This window comes from Nocardia flavorosea (assembly GCF_015477805.1).
Classification (GTDB): Bacteria; Actinomycetota; Actinomycetes; order Mycobacteriales; family Mycobacteriaceae; genus Nocardia; species Nocardia flavorosea_A.
Map to the genome: position 1 here is coordinate 1,891,865 of NZ_JADLQL010000001.1, position 17,027 is coordinate 1,908,891.

At 68.2% G+C, this 17,027-nt stretch carries 15 protein-coding genes; 4 read left to right on the forward strand and 11 right to left on the reverse strand.

The annotated features are described in order from the left end of the window. Positions 1 to 210 precede the first annotated feature (210 nt). From ligA to IU448_RS08495, 4 genes are all read right to left on the reverse strand, one after another. Positions 211 to 2,355: an NAD-dependent DNA ligase LigA gene (ligA, locus tag IU448_RS08480; RefSeq protein WP_195055130.1), complete on the reverse strand. Its 2,145-nt coding sequence runs from the start codon at positions 2,353 to 2,355 to the stop codon at positions 211 to 213. Positions 2,356 to 2,534: 179 nt separating this feature from the next. Next, positions 2,535 to 3,569, reverse strand: a complete 1,035-nt coding sequence (locus IU448_RS08485) for a methionine synthase (protein ID WP_195054837.1) — start codon at positions 3,567 to 3,569, stop codon at positions 2,535 to 2,537. After that, positions 3,566 to 4,666, reverse strand: a complete 1,101-nt coding sequence (gene mnmA / locus IU448_RS08490; RefSeq protein WP_195054838.1) for a tRNA 2-thiouridine(34) synthase MnmA — start codon at positions 4,664 to 4,666, stop codon at positions 3,566 to 3,568. The genes IU448_RS08485 and mnmA overlap by 4 nt, the downstream gene beginning before the upstream one ends. 3 nt (positions 4,667 to 4,669) lie before the next feature. Further along, entirely contained in the window at positions 4,670 to 5,896 is a 1,227-nt protein-coding gene (locus IU448_RS08495; protein WP_195054839.1) for a cysteine desulfurase family protein, read from the reverse strand. On the opposite strand from IU448_RS08495, the gene IU448_RS08500 reads away from it, so the two are divergent. After that, entirely contained in the window at positions 5,856 to 5,996 is a 141-nt protein-coding gene (locus tag IU448_RS08500; protein ID WP_195055147.1) for a hypothetical protein, read from the forward strand. The two genes, IU448_RS08495 and IU448_RS08500, sit on opposite strands and share 41 nt — an antisense overlap. Positions 5,997 to 6,071: 75 nt before the next feature. Here the strand turns inward: IU448_RS08500 and IU448_RS08505 are convergent, their stop codons facing one another. Together IU448_RS08505 and IU448_RS08510 are read right to left on the reverse strand one after the other, a co-directional pair. Next, positions 6,072 to 6,224 carry a hypothetical protein gene (locus tag IU448_RS08505; RefSeq protein WP_195054840.1) on the reverse strand — a complete coding sequence of 51 codons (153 nt, stop codon included), beginning with the start codon at positions 6,222 to 6,224 and terminating at the stop codon, positions 6,072 to 6,074. A gap of 284 nt (positions 6,225 to 6,508) precedes the next feature. After that, complete coding sequence (locus tag IU448_RS08510; RefSeq protein ID WP_195055131.1) at positions 6,509 to 7,723, reverse strand: fatty acid desaturase family protein; 1,215 nt, start codon at positions 7,721 to 7,723, stop codon at positions 6,509 to 6,511. 473 nt (positions 7,724 to 8,196) lie between these two features. Between IU448_RS08510 and IU448_RS08515 the strand changes: the two genes are divergently transcribed. Further along, a complete protein-coding gene (locus IU448_RS08515; RefSeq protein ID WP_195054841.1) occupies positions 8,197 to 8,781 on the forward strand; it encodes a hypothetical protein in 585 nt (194 codons plus the stop codon). 110 nt (positions 8,782 to 8,891) lie between these two features. Here the strand turns inward: IU448_RS08515 and IU448_RS08520 are convergent, their stop codons facing one another. The 3 genes from IU448_RS08520 to IU448_RS08530 form a co-directional block, all read right to left on the reverse strand. Continuing rightward, positions 8,892 to 9,755, reverse strand: coding sequence for a lysophospholipid acyltransferase family protein (locus IU448_RS08520; protein ID WP_195054842.1), 864 nt, complete (start codon positions 9,753 to 9,755; stop codon positions 8,892 to 8,894). Between the two features lie 61 nt (positions 9,756 to 9,816). After that, complete coding sequence (locus tag IU448_RS08525) at positions 9,817 to 10,644, reverse strand: GNAT family N-acetyltransferase (RefSeq protein WP_195054843.1); 828 nt, start codon at positions 10,642 to 10,644, stop codon at positions 9,817 to 9,819. Between the two features lie 292 nt (positions 10,645 to 10,936). Further along, positions 10,937 to 11,794, reverse strand: coding sequence for a LysR family transcriptional regulator (locus IU448_RS08530; protein ID WP_195055132.1), 858 nt, complete (start codon positions 11,792 to 11,794; stop codon positions 10,937 to 10,939). Positions 11,795 to 11,904: 110 nt separating this feature from the next. Here IU448_RS08530 and IU448_RS08535 point away from each other — a divergent pair, with 110 nt between their 5' ends. Next, positions 11,905 to 13,209: an NAD(P)/FAD-dependent oxidoreductase gene (locus IU448_RS08535; protein ID WP_195054844.1), complete on the forward strand. Its 1,305-nt coding sequence runs from the start codon at positions 11,905 to 11,907 to the stop codon at positions 13,207 to 13,209. Between the two features lie 388 nt (positions 13,210 to 13,597). Beyond that, the gene (locus tag IU448_RS08540; RefSeq protein WP_195054845.1) at positions 13,598 to 14,215 is read left to right on the forward strand and encodes a hypothetical protein; all 618 of its coding nucleotides are present in this window, start codon (positions 13,598 to 13,600) and stop codon (positions 14,213 to 14,215) included. Positions 14,216 to 14,306: 91 nt separating this feature from the next. Here IU448_RS08540 and IU448_RS08545 read toward each other — a convergent pair whose 3' ends face one another. Further along, positions 14,307 to 14,630, reverse strand: a complete 324-nt coding sequence (locus IU448_RS08545; RefSeq protein ID WP_195054846.1) for a hypothetical protein — start codon at positions 14,628 to 14,630, stop codon at positions 14,307 to 14,309. 116 nt (positions 14,631 to 14,746) lie between these two features. Beyond that, entirely contained in the window at positions 14,747 to 16,927 is a 2,181-nt protein-coding gene (locus IU448_RS08550; protein WP_195054847.1) for a putative bifunctional diguanylate cyclase/phosphodiesterase, read from the reverse strand. Positions 16,928 to 17,027 lie beyond the last annotated feature (100 nt).

A 17,027-nucleotide genomic window follows, 5' to 3' on the forward strand; every position in this document is an offset into this window, starting at 1 on the left:
GCACGTGTCCGCGAGATCGAGAACACTTGCGGCACAAACGTTGGAGCGCTGCGGTTGCCGGCCTTGACACTGTTGCCCGGTTCGTCGGATGATCTTCCGCACCGCCGGCCCGGCCCTTCTACTCGGTGCGGCGAGCGCGGGCTCCCGAACGGCTCCGGACAAGCGGGCGGAAGCTACAGTTCTCGATGAGCCGGCCTGCCTGCCGGACGGCTATCCGTCCAGAGCTTCCGGGCCGGTTGTCGATACCCCCTGCGGGCGCACCGCATCCGGACCGGATTCGAGCAGCGTTCGGAAACCGTCCTCATCGAGGATCGGTACACCGAGTTCCTCGGCCTTGGCGGCCTTGGAACCGGGGGAATCGCCGATCACGACGAAAGCCGTTTTCTTGGAAACCGATCCGGCGGCCTTTCCGCCGCGCTGCAGGATCGCTTCCTTGGCGCCGTCGCGGGAAAAACCCTGTAGCGACCCGGTGACCACGATCGACAGGCCCTCGAGGTTACGCGGAATGGACTCGTCGCGTTCATCGGCCATCCGGACCCCCGCGGCCCGCCACTTGTCCACGATCGCACGATGCCAGTCGACGGTGAACCATTCCGCGACCGCTGCCGCGATGGTGGGCCCGACGCCTTCGGCACCGGACAGTTCCGCCAGGGAAGCCTGCTCGATCCGTTCGAGACTGCCGAACTCGGCGGCCAGGGCACGTGCCGCCGTCGGCCCGACATGGCGGATGGACAGGCCGACCAGCACCCGCCAGAGCGGAACGTCCGCGGCGGCGGCGAGATTGTCGAGCAGGCGGCGGCCGTTGGCCGAGAGGCTGCCGTCCTTGTTGACGAACAGCGAGACATTCCGCAACCGCTCGGCGTCGAGAGCGAACAGGTCGCCCTCGTCGGCGATGGCGCCGGCATTCAGCAGCGCGACCGCCGCCTCGTAACCGAGCGCCTCGATATCGAACGCACCGCGACCGGCCATATGGAACACCCGCTCCCGCAACTGGGCGGGGCAGGTGCGCTGATTCGGGCAACGGATATCGGCAGCGCCCGCTTTCTCGTAGGCCAGTTCGGTACCGCATTCCGGACAGTGGGTCGGCATCACGAATTCGCGCTCGTCGCCGGTGCGGGCATCCACCACCGGCCCCAGCACTTCCGGAATCACGTCGCCGGCCTTGCGGATGGTGACGGTATCGCCGATCAGCACGCCTTTGCGCACCACCTCGGCGGCATTGTGCAGGGTCGCCATCGAGACCGTGGACCCGGCGATGACCACCGGTTCCATCACCGCGAACGGGGTGACCCGCCCGGTGCGCCCGACGTTCACCGCGATATTGCGCAGTTTCGTGGTGGCTTCCTCCGGCGGATATTTGTAGGCGATGGCCCAGCGCGGCGCCCGCGAGGTGGAACCGAGCCGGCGTTGCAGCAGCAGTTCGTCGACCTTCACCACCAGTCCGTCGATCTCGTGCTCGATATCGTGGCGGTGTTCGGCCCAGTAGGTGATCCGGTCCAGCACGGCCTCGATCCCGCCGACCAGCTCGGTATGCGCCGACACCGGCAACCCCCAGGCCGCCAGTGCCCGGTAGGCCTCGTGCTGGGACCGTGGCGTGAACCCCTCGGTACGCCCGAGACCGTGGCAGATCATCCGCAATCGCCGCCGCGCGGTGACCGACGGATCCTTCTGCCGCAGCGAACCGGCCGCGGTATTGCGTGGATTCGCGTACGGCGGTTTGCCCTCCGCCACGATCGCGGCATTGAGCGTTTCGAAATCCTCGAGCCGGAAGTACACCTCACCGCGCACTTCCAGCAGTTCGGGTATGGGGAATTCCGCCGTGGCGGTCAATTCGCCGGGAATATCGGAGACGGTGCGCGCATTCAGGGTGACATCCTCCCCGGTGCGCCCGTCGCCGCGGGTGGCGCCGCGGACCAGTTTGCCGTGGCGATACACCAGGTTCAGCGCCACCCCGTCGATCTTGACTTCACACAGATAATGCAGATCCGGGCCGGTTTCCTCCTCGACCCGTGCGGCCCACGCCCGCATATCGGCAGCGGAGAAGGCGTTGTCCAGGGAGAGCATCCGCTCGAGATGATCCACGGGGGTGAAATCGGTGGCGAACCCGCCGCCCACCAGCTGGGTGGGAGAATCCGGGGTCCGTAGATCCGGGTACTGCTCCTCCAGCGCCAGCAACTGCTGGAACAGCCGATCGAATTCGCCGTCGGAGATGATCGGCGCATCGCGGACGTAGTAGCGGAACTGATGTTCGCGCACCGTATCGGCGAGCTCCTGCCAACGCGCACGCTCTTCGCCGGCAGCCGGCGGTGGCGCGGCCTCGCCGGTGGAAGTATCCCGTTCGGTGGGGGCCTCGATCTCGCTCACATCTCGCAGATTAGTCCAGCCCACCGACACTTCCACGCACCGTAATGGCAGGTCGCCGCCCCGGATGGGCAGAATCGGCCCGCACCCCGAACAACGCCCTCGCCGGAAAAGTCCTGCTTCGGCCGCACCCCGCCCGCGGGCGGCGGAACCGTCACTTCACCGGCTCACGGCTACTGCGGTACCAGCGATTCCGGGTCCTGTTCGAAGGCTTTTGCGGTATCGGAGACCAGTCGCAGTGCGTCCCGGGCCCAGCTCTGCGAGGCACCGGCGAGTCCGCAGGCCGGGCTCACCGCCGCCTGCCGCGCCAGGGTCGCGCGGGGGAAGCCGAGGCGGTCCATCAGGCGCGCACCCGGTTCCGCGAGATCGCGCCATGTCACGGGGGCACCGGGGGCGCTCGTGGGCACCAGCCCGAGCACCAGGCGCTTACCGGCGTCCAGCGCCTGTCCCACTGCGTCGAGGCCGGCGGTTCCGGACAGCGCCGCGAGATCGAATCCGAGCGCACCGGCCGCGGATCGGCGCAGGAAATCCAGCGGTGGCCGCTTTGCGCAGGTATGCACCAGGGTGGGCACTCGCTGCGGGGTCAGTACCGCGTCGAGAATCGCCAGCGCTTCCGGTTCGGGCAGGGCAGGGATCGTATTCAGGACGCTGGCCCCGTGCAGCGAACCGTTGAGCACCTCGGCTACCGAAGGTTCGTCCAATTGCAGCACGACCCCGGTTTCGAGCCGGGCGACGATCTCGGCAATATGCGCGGCCAAACCTTCGGCGAGCGAATCCGCGAGGTCTCGTACGGCTCCGCGATCGGTGAGTACCCGGTGTCCGCCCGGCAGTTCCACCTGCGCCGCCAGCGTCAGCGGGCCGGCCGCCTGTACCTTCACCGGCCGTCCCGACCCGCGCAGCCCAGCGTTCTCCCATGCCTCCTGCAAGGCGTCCAGATCGGTGCGCAGCAGATCGTGTGCCCGCCGCGAAACCCCACCCGGCCGCGCTGCCAGCCGGTAGCCACGCGGGGTCGTGTCGAAACGCATATCCACCAGCAGCGCCGACACCCGCCCGACAGTATCCGCGCCCACGCCGCGGGCGGGCAGTTCCACCAGGTGCGGCAGCCCGGGCAGCTCGCCGGCGATCACCGCGGCGGCTTCACGCGGGTCGGTCCCGGGCCACGATCCGACCCCCGTCGCCACCCCGGCCGGGAATTCGGCCTGGTTCATCGGGACGCGCCGGCGGGTGCCGTACGCGCGGTGGCGGCGATGGTGCCGCTACCCAGAACCATGTCACCCGCGGTATCCGGCCGATACAGCACGGCGGCCTGGCCGCGCGCGACACCGCTGAGCGGTTCGTGCAACCGCACTCGCAGCCCGTCGCCCACGGCTTCCGCGGTGGCGGGGGCGGTGCCGCCGTGCGCCCGCACCTGCACCACGCAGTCCACGGGGCCGGTGGGTGCCGCACCGCTGGTCCAGACGGCCCGTTCGGCGTCGATGGACCACACCTGCAGATCATCGGCCGACCCCACGTGCACGGTGCCGGAGTCCGGATCGATCTCGGTGACGTAGCGCGGTTTGCCGTCGGGGCCGGGCCCGGGCAGGCCGAGTCCCTTGCGCTGGCCGATGGTGAATCCGTGCACGCCGTCGTGGCGGCCGAGTTCGGCGCCGCCGGAGTCGACGATCGCACCCGGCCGGATGCCGATTTTCGCGCCGAGGAAGGCGCGGGTGTCACCGGAGGGGATGAAGCAGATGTCGTGGCTGTCGGGTTTGTCCGCCACCGCGAGGCCGCGATCGGCGGCTTCCGCGCGGATCTGCGGTTTCGGGGTGTCCCCCACCGGGAACATGGCTCGTTGCAACTGCTGGGCGGTCAGTACTGCGAGGACGTAGGACTGGTCCTTGTCCGCGTCCACGGCGCGGCGCAGCACACCGTCGGCCAGTCGCGCATAGTGCCCGGTGACCACCGCGTCGAAGCCGAGGGCCACCGCGCGGTCGGCGAGCGCGGAGAACTTGATCTTCTCGTTGCAGCGCAGGCACGGGTTCGGCGTCTCGCCCGCGGCATAGGCGGCGACGAAATCGTCGATCACGTCTTCTTTGAAGCGGTCGGCGAAATCCCACACATAGAAAGGGATACCGAGCACATCGGCGGCCCGGCGGGCGTCACCGGCGTCTTCCTTGGAGCAGCAGCCCCGGGAACCGGTTCGCAGGGTGCCCGGCGCGCTCGACAGCGCCAAATGGACCCCGACCACCTCGTGACCGGCGTCGACAGCCCGGGCCGCCGCCACCGCCGAATCGACTCCACCACTCATCGCGGCGAGTACGCGCATACGCTACGCACCTCCTCTCGCACCGGCCAGGCCGGCAGCTCTGGCTCGTTCCACCACTTGCGGTAATACATCCAGCAGGGCCTCGATATCGGACCGCTGTGAGTTGTGCCCGAGCGAGAACCGCAGCGATCCGCGCGCTTCCCTGGGCTCGACCCCCATCGCGATCAGGACATGGCTCGGCGAGGCGACCCCGGCCGTGCACGCCGAACCGGTGGAGCATTCCACTCCCGCGGCGTCCAGCAGCATCAGCAGCGAATCGCCTTCACACCCGGGGAAGGTGAAATGGGCGTTGCCCGGCAGCCGGCGATCGTCGTGCGGGCCGTTGAGCACGGCGTCCGGAACGATCCGGCGCACCCCGGCGATGAGTTCGTCGCGCAGCGCGAGCAGTTCTGCTGTCCGGCCGGGCATTTCCGCGACGGTCTGTCGCAGCGCGGCGGCCAGTCCGGCCACGGCGGCCACATCGGAGGTTCCCGACCGCAGATCCCGTTCGTGCCCGCCACCGTGCAGCAGCGGAATACAGCCCACCTGCCGCCCGAGCAGCAGCACCCCCACACCGTGCGGGCCGCCGAGCTTATGCCCGGCGAAACTCGCCGCGGCCAGCCCGCTGGCCGCGAAATCGATGGGTAGCTGGGCGGCGGCCTGGACGGCGTCGCTGTGCATCGGCACTCCCGCGGCGCGCGCGATGGCCGCCAGTTCTTCGACCGGCTGGACGGATCCGACCTCGTTGTTCGCCCACATCACGGTGACCAGGGCCACCTCGCCGGAATCGCCGGCGAGTTCGGCACGCAGCGTTTCGGGCGCGACGATGCCGTCGGAATCCACCGGCAGCCAGGTGACCCGTGCGCCTTCGTGGCGTTCCAGCCATTCCACGGCGTCGAGCACCGCATGGTGTTCGGTGGCACCGGCGAGGATCCGGGTACATCGCGGATCGGCATCGCGCCGGGCCCAGAAAATACCCTTGACCGCGAGGTTATCGCTTTCGGTCCCGCCGGAGGTGAGGATGACCTCGGAGGGCCGGGCCCCGAGATCCGCGGCGATGGATTCGCGGGCCTCCTCCAGCCGCCGGCGGGCCGCCCGGCCCGATCCGTGTAGCGAGGACGCGTTCCCGGCTGTCCCGAAGACAGCGTTCATCGCCTCGATGGCGGCGGGCAGCATCGGTGTGGTCGCCGCATGATCGAGGTAAACCGTCGTGGGCACACCGTTGACCGCACCCGGAAAAGCCGACTTCATGACCGGTAAAGCCTATCCCACCGTTGACCTGCATATCTTCCGGGCATCCCCGGCGTACTACGGGATCCCCACATCCGGCGAACATCCGCCCGGCCGCTGATATTCCCCGCACCGGACCGGACAACCGACCGCACGTGTGGCAGCCGGTCGCCGGTCCGTGGCCGGCTTCGTGCTTTCAGGAACGCTCGGCACCGTCTTCGGGTGTGGCGTCGCCCGCGGCCCGGTTCTCGTTCGTGGCGCTGGAGAACACCGGTTGGTTCGCGACGGCCGAAGCCGGATAGACCTCGGGTTCCGCGGGGACGTGACTGAACAGATTGCTTTCGTGCATATCGATACTCCGGTCGTAGAAGGTTTCGCAGTCGGTGCGTGGTGTGCGGTGGTCGCCGGCGGCGACTCCGCCCGCATCACCGAGCGAGGCGCCCGCCCGTGGGACGGCGCCGGTCCACCGCGCACCGAACCGCCCGATCGGGCGTAGTGGGCAGCGCCCCGGTCCCGATCGGATCCGGTGCTGTGCTGGATACTCCTGACTCGGCCCGAACGGACCGGATTGCTCATCATCCGACGGTCCGGGCCCGCGCCGGAACGGGTCGCGGGGCCAGGGCCCCCTCCACCTTACGCGCCGGCGGGCCGGGAAGTCGCCTTTCGCAGTCGCAGGGCGGTGCGCAGACCGCCTGCGCCGGTGTGTTGTCCGGTACCGCCCACGGCGTCGAATCGGCGTTCGGACGCGGTCTCCGGCGCATCGTCGGAGGTCGCGGTGAGCAGGCTGTCGGGTAGCGCGAGCTTGTGGATGGTGCGCAGGCTCAGCACGGCCTGGCGCGGTAGCGGCCCGGTCGTATACGGCAGGTCGTATTTCTCGCACAGCGCCCGGACCCGCACCGCGATCTGCGGGTACCGGTTACTCGGCAGATCGGGGAACAGATGGTGTTCGATCTGATGCGACAGATGCCCGCTGAGAAAGGCCAGTACCGGTCCGGCGTCGAAATTCGCGGTGCCCAGCATTTGCCGGAGGTACCAGTGCGCCCGGGTCTCGCCGGCCAGCACCTCGGGTTCGAATTTCTCCGCGCCGTCGGGAAAATGACCGCAGGCGATCACCACATAGGCCCACAGATTGCGCAGCAGATTCGCCGTCGCGTTCGCGGCCAGTGTCCGGCGCCACCGGCGACCGCTCAACGCCGGGAAAACCACGTAGTCCTTGCCGATCTGCCGGGCGATTTTCGCCGCCAGGGCCCGCGCGGACCCTTTCCCGTCGGCCGGGACCCGGCCGAACTTCCGCTCGAGGTACCAACCCTGCGAGGCGATACCCCATTCGAAGGTGACCGCCAGCAGCAGATTGCGCAGCGGTTGCAGCAGATGCCCGGGCTGCCAGCGTTCATCACGCGTCACCCGCATGACGCCGAATCCGATATCGTCGTCGAGGCCCAGCACATTCGTGAAAACATGGTGCCGGTAGTTGTGGGAATGCCGCCACTGCGCGGACAGCCCGGCCATATCCCACTCCCAGGAGGTGGAGTGGATTTCCGGGTCGTTCATCCAATCCCATTGGCCGTGGCTCACATTGTGGCCGATCGCCATGTTCTCGACGATCTTCGCGAGCGCCAGCCCGCCGGTTCCGGCGAACCAGCCGCTGCGGCGCCGGCTGAATCCGATCGTCGCCCGCGCGACCGCGTCCAGGGCCCGCTGAAAGGCGATGGTGTGCCGGATATACCCGGCATCGCGGGCCCCGAGCCCGTCTTCGACATCCCGTCTGATCTCGTCGAGTTCGCGCCCGAGGCACTCGATCTGGTTGACGCTCAGGTGCGCATACACCGCCACCTGGCTGATCGCCATAGTTCTCTGCCCCACATTCCTGGATAGTCGCCCGGATCCGGAGCCGGAGCCGTCGTGGAAGCACCGGTGACCGTGGTCAGCGGTGCACCTGCCGAAGCCGCCGCGCCCGGCTACGCCGGAGCCTTCCGGGCAACCCCTGGGCACGCTCGGATGCGGCGCCACCGATTTCGAGAGCAGAACAGCAGGTTCGACCTGTTCGGGTCCACCGTAGCCGCATTCGTTCACGGCGGTCCACAACGCCGGGCCGCGGGGCGTCGCGCCGGTTGCGGTGTCGGCCGCACCCGTGCCCGGCCGGCGAATCTGCCGGTCGCGGGGATATCGGCGCGAAGTGAAGCAGAAGTTGCTCAATCTTTTCGGAAACCTATTGAATGTGCCGTTGGTTAGCGGTACGGTAGTGAATGTATCGATAAAGCGCTCTGGAAGCGCTACCGCCCCGCAGGTCCAGCGGAGCGAGACGAGTGAGGACTCCACCGATGAACCGAACCCCCGAACAGCGCACCCGCCGCATCGCCGCCCGGATCGCCACGATCGCGGTCCTCGCCCTCGCGCCGCTGGCTCTCACCACCGGGAATGCCCTCGCCGACCCCGTCGCCGCGGCGCCGATCAGCGATTCGGACGATTCCGGCGGCTTCGGCAACGACGACAGCCACGGCTTCGGCGACGACGACTCCGGCTTCGGCAACCACAGCGCCGGCTGGAACGACAGCGATTTCGGCTGGGACGACAACGGCCAGTACGGCTATCGCGACCACAACCAGCACAACTACGACGGCTGGAACGACCAGTTCAACAGCGGCCACACCGATCGCGAAGACCGGGATTCGCATGCCGGTTACGGCGGAAACCGCGGTAGCGACTACGACGCTCCGGCCGACTGGAACCACGAGAACCACCGCGGCGGCACCCAGAACCAGACCTGGAATGTGCCCAACCCCTACATTCCGCCGGCTCCCCCGGCCCTGTTGCCGACCCCGCCGGTGCATCTGCCGCTGCTGCCGCACCTGCCGCTGCCGTTGGTAGGGCTCCCGGGCCTGCCCGGGACCGGCAGCGCCTTCTGATTCCGCAAGATATGTTGCCGTTGCTCAGCGGTACATTTGCAAGCGTGACACCAGATGGAACGACACGGCCGGGTCCGTCACCCGGATCCGGCCGTAAACCGATTCCCCGATCAGACGGGCGCCGCCACCGCCGCCTTCGTCAACTGCCGATCGGCCGCGGCGAGCACCGCATGCGCCGAATCGGAGAGTTCCTCCGCCCGGACTGCCCGTTCACACCGCCGCGCGAGATCGATCCGATCGTCGCCCGCCGGCTCGACCGGCGCGAGCACGACCTCGGCTGTCAGACCCCGGGCTCGCAACACCCGGATCACCGAGCCGATCAGCGTATCGTCACCCACGAAACCCGGCACGGTCGATCTGTTGCCGTGCGGATCCAGATACCGCAAGCGCACCGGCTGCACCGGAGTCGCCGTATCCACCGCGGCCTGGAAAATCGCCGGCCGTAGTTTCCCGTAGGCCCGGCCGCACCAGGTGGTGCCCTCCGGGAAGAAGCCGATCCGCTCGCCCGCGGCCAGTCGCTGCCCCACCTGCTCCACCACCGCCGGCAACCGGCGTAGGCGCTCCCGCTCGATCGGCACGACCCGCATGATCCGGGCCAGCCGCCCGAGCAGCGGCCAGTCGATCAGATCCGCCCGCGCAACGAACGCCAGTGGCTGCACCGAAGCCAGCACGATGATGTCCGCCCAGCCTATATGCCCGCAGGCCACCAGGACGCCGGCGCCGGCCGGCGCGAACTGCGGCCGGCCCGGCACCGGCCGGCGATCCACCACTCGAAGCCGGATCCCGCAGCTGCGCAGCAGCATCCCCGCAAAGCGGCGCTGCACGCCGGATCGGCGTGCCGGCGGCGTAACGATATGCGCGAACGGATAGGCGGCCAGCACCGACAGCGCACCCACGGCCCGGGCCCCGGCGCGCAGCACACCCACCTCGGCACTGCGCTGGACGCATCCGGCCCCGCACGGACTGACAGGCATCCACGAATGCTGCGGCGCGGTTACTTCGATGTGTTCGTCCAGCGTCCGAACCGGCATCGGGTCACCGCCCACCGTCGAAATTCGCCGCCGCGCCGCGTAACCGGTCCAAGTAGCGAGTGTTGATGGTGTCCAACCCCAGCAGCACCACGAAATCGGCGACCGCGAAATCCGGATCGTGCGCCGGTTCGCCGCAGATCTCCGCGCCGAGCCGCAGATATCCGGTGAGCAGTGGCGGAATTTTCGGGCGGGTGGGCGCGGGCAGATCGTCGAGCGCCACCGTGTCCACCACGACCGGGCGGTACGGCCGCACTCGCTTCTCCGGTGCGCACGCATGTTTCGCGAGCAGGAAATCGCGCACCCCGCGCACATTGACCCCGGCCGGATCCTCCGGGCGGTTTCGCATCGGCACCGAGGCGCAGCCCATCACCCAGTCGTAACCGGTGAGCTGGATGTAGTGCAGGATCCCCGCCCACATGAGTGTGAGCACCGACCCGTTGCGATGTTCGGGCACCACACAGGCCCGGCCCATCTCCACGATCCGCATCCCGGCCGGATCCAGCCGGGACAGGTCGAATTCGGTGGCGGTGTAGTAGCCGCCGGCCGCCGCGACCCGGTCCGGTGGCAGCATCCGGTAGCAACCGACGAATTCGCCGGTGACCTCATCGCGTACCAGCATGTGGTCGCAGTGTTCGTCGAAGCGGTCGACGTCCAGACCCGTCCCGTTGTCGGGGATCCGGAATCCCGGTTCGCCGGCGAACACGTTGTACCGCAGGCGCTGCGCCGCGATGCGGTGGTCGGTATCGGAGGAAACGATCAGTGCGTATCGGGACCGGTGATCCTCGCCGCCGGCCGGTCGAGCCGGCGCGGTCAGCACGGATGTAATAGCCATAAGGCTCAGGAGGCCAGTTCGACACTGCGTCCGGGCATCCGGGGAGTGTCGTCGGTATGCCGGTTCGGTTAACGAGATGCAGCTCACACCGGCCGTTTACCAGCAGCTTCCTTCGAGTTCGCTCCCCTGCCGACCACGGGCCGCATCCCGCCGGGAACCGGACGGACCACCGGCATCGTTGACAATGGTCGCGATTCGGACGAATCACCCCGCCGTTGGCCGGTTCGGCGCGATCCCATCCCGCCGCATATCTCGGCGGGAGCGGCCGTTTCGACCGGGCCGGCTCCGGATGCTATGCCACGTGCAGTCCATCCAGCAGCGTCGCGAGGATGGGCGTGCGGCGCGTGTCGGCGCGTAGGACCGCCGAGACAGGGATGCGCAGACGCTGGTCGGCCAGGGAAAGGGTGGCGATACCTTCGGTGGAGCTGTTCGCGTAGAGGGCGGTCCAGGCGTCGGGGTGGTTGATCAGCTCCATGGTGGCCGTGTGGTCGGGGGGAATGGGCGGGCCGTAAGTGGGTCCGACGGGGAGGTCGGCGAAGGCGGCGCGGATGACATTGTGGATGAGGACCTGCTCGGATTCCGGGGGGAGCAGCAGCGGGTAGTCGCTCAGTTCGGACAGGGTGACATCGGTGCGGCCGGCGAGCGGGTGAGCAGGGGCGGTGGCGAGGGTGAGATCCTCCACCCAGAGCTGTTCGACGATCAGTCCCGCCTGCTGCACACTGCCGCGGATCAGGGCGAGATCGCAATCGCCGTCGGCCACCGCGGCCACCCGCTGGCGGAAGGGTTTGATGACGAATTCGATCTCGGCTCCGGGATGGGCCTCGCGGGCACCCGCAATAGCCGACAGCGATCGTGTGGCGAAAGACATATTCGCGGTGAGCCGGATTCTGGGGCCGGTGGTGCGGATGGAAGCCCGGATCGCGGATTCGAGACCTAGCATCTGCTTCGCAAGCGGTAGTAACCTTGTGCTCGCGTCGGTGGGGACGACCGATCGGGTCGAGCGTTCGAAGAGCTGGACGCCGAGGTCGTGTTCGAGCCGGGCGATCTGATGACTGATCGCCGATTGCGAGATGAAACAGCGGGCGGCGGCCCGGCTGAAACTGAGTTCCTCGCACACCGCGACGAAGTACGTGAGCTGGCGAAGTTCCATCTTCACCCCATTCATGACGAGATCAGATAAGAGTCATCTCAATTATGCGCCCTGAACCTTGAAATATCTGCGTTCTGGATGACGGTTAGTCATGAGTGAAGGAGGCTGTCATGCAGAACGTCACGGAAATCGGCGCCGGCGTCGAGTACGCGGATGTCGTGATCATCGGATCGGGGTTCGGTGGGCTCGCCGCCGCCAAGCAGTTGGCGAAGGCGGGCGTCGATTATGTCCTTATCTCGAGCACACCCGAACACCTGTTCCAGCCGCTGCTGTACCAGGTCGCCACCGGGGTGTTGGCGTCCGAGGAGATCGCGCCCCCCATCGCGAACATCCTGCGCCGGCACGAGGAGGCGGATGTGCGGCTCGGTCAGGTCACCGCCATCGACCCCGATGCCGCGATCCTCACCTACGAGACCCCCGAGGGGGCCCGGCGCATCCGTTACGGGTCGATGATCGCCGCCACCGGCGCCAGCCAGTCGTATTTCGGACGTGACGATTTCGCCGACAAGACCTATTCGCTGAAAACCATCGACGACGCCAAACTGCTGCGCGCGCAGATCGAACGTGTTTTCCGGGAGGCCGCCGACGCCGACGAGCAGACCCGCCGCCGGCTGCTGTCCTTCGTGGTCGTCGGGGCCGGCGCCACCGGTGTCGAGGTGGCCGGACAGCTGAAAGAACTCGCGAAGCGGCACTTCCACCAGGAAGTCTCGGTAACCCTCGTGGAAGGCGCGGGCGCCGTCCTGCCGCCGTTCGGCGGCGGGCTCTCGGAATACGCGAAGAAATCACTGACCCGCAGCGGCGTGGAGGTGCTGCTGGGCACCTTCGTCACCGATATCGAGGACGGGCAGGTCACCGTCAAGGACAAAGACGGTCAGCAGCGGCAGATCGACGCCGAAACCATCGTCTGGTCGGCCGGGGTGCAGGCAGGCGGGTTCGCGAAACTGCTGGCCGCCGCCACCGGATGCGAGACCGACCGGGCCGGGCGGCTGCTCATCAACCCCGATCTGACCGTCGCCGGCTATGCCGATATCTATGCGATCGGCGATATGACCTCGCTCAACGGCTATCCGGGACAGTCGCCGGTCGCCATGCAGGAGGGCCGGCACGCCGCCGATATCATCAGCCGCGATAAACACCCGGGTACACCGTTCGTGTACTGGGACAAGGGCAGTATGGCGGTGATCAGCCGGTTCAGCGCGGTCACCAAACTCAACGAGCGGATCACCTTCCGCGGCACGATCGCGTGGTTCATCTGGCTCGCGGTGCACCTGTTCTACCTGGTCGGTTTCCGGAACCGGTTCGCCGCGGTGCTCTCGTGGCTGGTGGCATTCATCGGAACCGGCCGGCCCGGATTCGACGAGGTCGACGAGCAGTGGCGCGCCGCCGTCCGGGAACCGGAGCGGTTTGTCGCTTGATCTCCTCCCCGTGCCTGGCAGGCGGTTCGATAAAGACGTCGGGGACAATGGGGTCGCGTGCGGATCGTGATGAAACTGCTCGGGCGGGTCAGGACAGCGGCGAGTTCGAGCGGCCATGGGTGAGCGCCGGCGTGACAGGTGTTCGGCCGAATCCGCTCGCCGGCTTCAGCGACAGCTACCGGCCGAGATCACGCCGGGGCTGACCGTCGGCGAATTCGACACCATCGAATCCCGCTACAGTTTTCGATTCGCCGACGACCACCGCGCCTTCCTGGCGGCCGGACTTCCCGTGGACAGACCGGGCGAGTCCGGCCGGCGAGGCTGGCCGGACTGGCGACACGGCGACCCGGAAGTCTTGCATGCATGGCTCGCCCAACCCGCCGCCGGTGTGCTTTTCGACGTCGAATACAACGGTTTCTGGCACCCGGTATGGGGGGACCGGCCCGCCGAGACGATCCGATGTCTGGAAATCGCACGCCGCGAGCTCGCGAACGTGCCGCAGCTGGTTCCCGTGTTCGGTCACCGGTTCCTGCCCGCCATCGCGGGGCAATGGGGTCACCCCGTGCTGTCGATCGTTCAGACCGACGCGATCTACTACGGCCTCGACCTTTCCGACTATCTTCGGCACGAATTCTTGGGACGACCCAGCGATCTCGCGTCGGCTCACGCGACGGTTCCGTTCTGGAACTACCTTCTCGGCGACAGTGGCGGACCACCGGACTCGGCGGCCGTCGAGCCATCGGACCGCTACGCTGTCAGCCCCGGCCAAGCCGTAGAACAGTTACGCATGCTGGCGCTGGAACGTCTCAGCGGACGCCCGGTGGACCCGGAAAAGCTCATCGAAGCTGCCCTGGTCGCGCTGGTTCTCGACATCGACAGCGAATCCTTGCCTCTCCTCGGCGGGCTGACCAGAGCAGAGATCGACCGAGCCGAGGACCTGTTCGACCGGGTATCGAACGAACTCGGCATCGTGCCAACGGTTGCCACCGATGATGGTGATGTCTAGGCGCCACTGATCGGATGCACCTCCGGATCCGCTCACGTGGTGCCCCGGCACCCGGCGCAGCCGACTCTCCTCGTACTGTGCGGCCGTGCAGTCAGCCGCAGCAGAAATCATCGTCGCAAGGCCGGCCGGCCTCGCTGCCGTAGACGGTGAAATCGCGCAGGGGCGCCAGCAAGCTGTCGGCGGTCCACGGGTCCAGCGGTGGCGCAGACCACGGAGCGAGACGACCCCAGCCGGGCGGCGCGTCGTCGAGGTCGTAGCGAGCGACGCCGTCGACGAACAGTGTCCACAGGCTGTGGTCGGGGAACGGGTTCAGCCGCAATACCCACCAGTGTCCGTCGACCTCGGCGGCCAGCGGGAACTTGCGATCACCTGTGCCGCGCCACTGCGGTGGTGCCTGCGATTCGTATCGCGCCATTCTCCGAGTATCCGCCGCGGCCCGTCCCACCACCGCCCGACGGACTGCACCGCCCTTCCCAGCCCGACCGCCCCGGCGCTACCGCCCGCGCCACCACGATGCCGACGCTTTCACCGTCATTTCCCGTTTGCCCATCGGCCGGCTCCGGCGGCCCCGGCGGCGAAACCGTGCAGACCGGATCGCTGCCGCTCGAGCAGTTCGGTCACTTCTTCCTCGGGCAGCGGCCGGTGGAAGTACCACCCCTGCGCGGTATCACAGTGCAGGGCGCGCAACTGTTCGGCCTGGAACCGGGTCTCGACACATTCCGCGGTGGCCGTGAAACCGAGCGCGTGCGTCAGACCCACGATCGTTTCCAGCACCACGAAATCGGTGGCGTCGGCGCTGTTGCTGTCGCGGATCCGCTGGACGAACGGACCCGCCAGCTTCACCACCTGCAGCGGCAGCCGGCCGAGATACGCCAGATTGGAGTAGCCGGTGCCGAAATCGTCCAGTGCGATACGCACTCCCGCGTCCGCCAGGGTCCGCAGGGCCGCGAGCGGTCCGCCGTCGTCGGCCATGAGCGCCCGCTCGGTCAGCTCCAGTTGTAGCCGCTGCGGCGGGATCCCGGTGTCGCTGAGCGTGTTCTCCACCCGGGTCAGCCAGGCCGGGTCGGCCAACTCCACTGCGGAGACGTTCACACTGATTACCGGGGCGCTCTCGGGGTCGAGGTCGTGCCAGCGACGGGCGGCGCGGCAGGCGTGCCCGAGCACATAGGCGCCCAGGGCCGGGATATGGCCGTTGTCCTCGGCCAGGTCGATGAATTCGACAGGTGCGAGTACACCGAGGTCGGGATGACGCCACCGCACCAGCGCCTCCACGGCCTCGATCCGGTCTCCGGCCAGGGGGACGATCGGCTGATATTCGAGGAAGAATTCCCCGGCGGCCAGCGCCTCGGGGATCGCGGCGGACAGTTCGGCACGGGCGTGCTCGCGACGGCCTCGGTCGGGGTCGAACACCGCGTAGCAGCCGCGACCGGCCGATTTGGCCCAATACATGGATGTGTCGGCGGCTTGCATGAATTCGTCTGCATCGGCGCGGTCGGGGCGTTCTTCCATCACCCCGACGCTGGCGCTCACGCGCAGGTGCTGACCGTTGATGTCGAAAGGTTCGGAGAACGCCGCCAGCACGGTCTCGGCCAGCGCTGCCACATCGCCGGGGCGGGCAGGGTCGGGCACCAGGATCACGAACTCGTCGCCGCCCATCCGCGCGACCAGTTGCCCGGGCTCGGTGACGCATTCCCGCAGCCGGGCCGCGGCCGCGACCAGCAACTCGTCGCCGACCGCGTGACCGTAGGTGTCGTTGACGGTCTTGAAATGGTCCAGGTCCACGTAACACAGGCCGACGCCGGAGTCCCCGGCGGCGAACGCCTCGGCGAGCGCATCGAAGAACCGGGACCGGTTGGCCAGACCTGTCAGCTGGTCGTGGTGGGCCCGGTAGCGCAGGCTCGCCTGCAGTGCTCGCTGCTCGGAGATGTCCTCGACCAGCACCAGGGTGTACTGCGGGGCGCCCCGCTGGTCCCGGATCAGCGAGACGTTCAGGTTGGTCCACACCGCGTGCCCGTCCCGGTGCGGGTATGCCTTCTCCAGCCGGACACTGTCGCAGCCGCCGGCCATCAGCGCCCCGTACAACTCCCACATCCCGGATTCGTCCTCCGGGTGCGCGAGGTCGGTCACCAGCATGCCGCACATCTCCTCGGGCCGGTACCCGAGCATCTCCGCGAATGCCGCGTTGACCTCGATGATCCGGCCCGTCATATCCGACAGCCCGGTACCGACACCGGCCTGCGCGAATACGCCGCGCATCCGTGCTTCGCTGGCGCGCAACTGTTCTTCGGCGACCCGCCGGGCCGCGATCTCGGCGGCCCGGACGCTTTCCTGCTCGGCCAGCAGCCAGGCCCGGAAGGCGCGCAGATAACCGTTGGCGAAGGCGCCCAGTGTCGTGGCCACACGCGGTGCCGGGACACCGATGGCGGCGAGATGGGCGCCGAGCACACCGAGGCTGCGGCCGAGTACTTCCTCACCCACGAGGTGGGCGCGGGCCAGTTCGGCGCCGGCCTCGGCCGCCCGCTCCGGGGCCGGCGGCGGTGCGGCGGCCGCGCAGAGCTCGGCAGCCAGCCGGGTCAGCAATTCGGTGGTTTCGGCGGCGCTCATCGGCACGATGTGATCGCGTGCACCATCCCGCAACGCTGTCATCCATCGGCCGGCCAGGTCGGCATACGAGCCCTGGGGTAACGCACCGGGCCCGGCATCCCAACCCATGGGGTTCGATGCTAGCCGTAAGCGGCCGCCTATGTGGAACGTACCCGCTTCCCACCCCGATCGGATACCATGACCGCCATCCGGGTCCCGGCATCGCCGA

What these genes read in the sequence shown, in the direction of transcription:
- IU448_RS08485 (WP_195054837.1), bottom strand. Translation starts at nt 3,569, where the DNA reads ATGAACCAGGCCGAATTCCCGGCCGGGGTGGCGACGGGGGTCGGATCG.
- mnmA (WP_195054838.1), bottom strand. Translation starts at nt 4,666, where the DNA reads ATGCGCGTACTCGCCGCGATGAGTGGTGGAGTCGATTCGGCGGTGGCG.
- IU448_RS08495 (WP_195054839.1), bottom strand. Translation starts at nt 5,896, where the DNA reads ATGAAGTCGGCTTTTCCGGGTGCGGTCAACGGTGTGCCCACGACGGTT.
- IU448_RS08505 (WP_195054840.1), bottom strand. Translation starts at nt 6,224, where the DNA reads ATGCACGAAAGCAATCTGTTCAGTCACGTCCCCGCGGAACCCGAGGTC.
- IU448_RS08510 (WP_195055131.1), bottom strand. Translation starts at nt 7,723, where the DNA reads ATGGCGATCAGCCAGGTGGCGGTGTATGCGCACCTGAGCGTCAACCAG.
- IU448_RS08515 (WP_195054841.1), top strand. Translation starts at nt 8,197, where the DNA reads ATGAACCGAACCCCCGAACAGCGCACCCGCCGCATCGCCGCCCGGATC.
- IU448_RS08520 (WP_195054842.1), bottom strand. Translation starts at nt 9,755, where the DNA reads ATGCCTGTCAGTCCGTGCGGGGCCGGATGCGTCCAGCGCAGTGCCGAG.
- IU448_RS08525 (WP_195054843.1), bottom strand. Translation starts at nt 10,644, where the DNA reads ATGGCTATTACATCCGTGCTGACCGCGCCGGCTCGACCGGCCGGCGGC.
- IU448_RS08530 (WP_195055132.1), bottom strand. Translation starts at nt 11,794, where the DNA reads ATGGAACTTCGCCAGCTCACGTACTTCGTCGCGGTGTGCGAGGAACTC.
- IU448_RS08535 (WP_195054844.1), top strand. Translation starts at nt 11,905, where the DNA reads ATGCAGAACGTCACGGAAATCGGCGCCGGCGTCGAGTACGCGGATGTC.
- IU448_RS08545 (WP_195054846.1), bottom strand. Translation starts at nt 14,630, where the DNA reads ATGGCGCGATACGAATCGCAGGCACCACCGCAGTGGCGCGGCACAGGT.
- IU448_RS08550 (WP_195054847.1), bottom strand. Translation starts at nt 16,927, where the DNA reads ATGGGTTGGGATGCCGGGCCCGGTGCGTTACCCCAGGGCTCGTATGCC.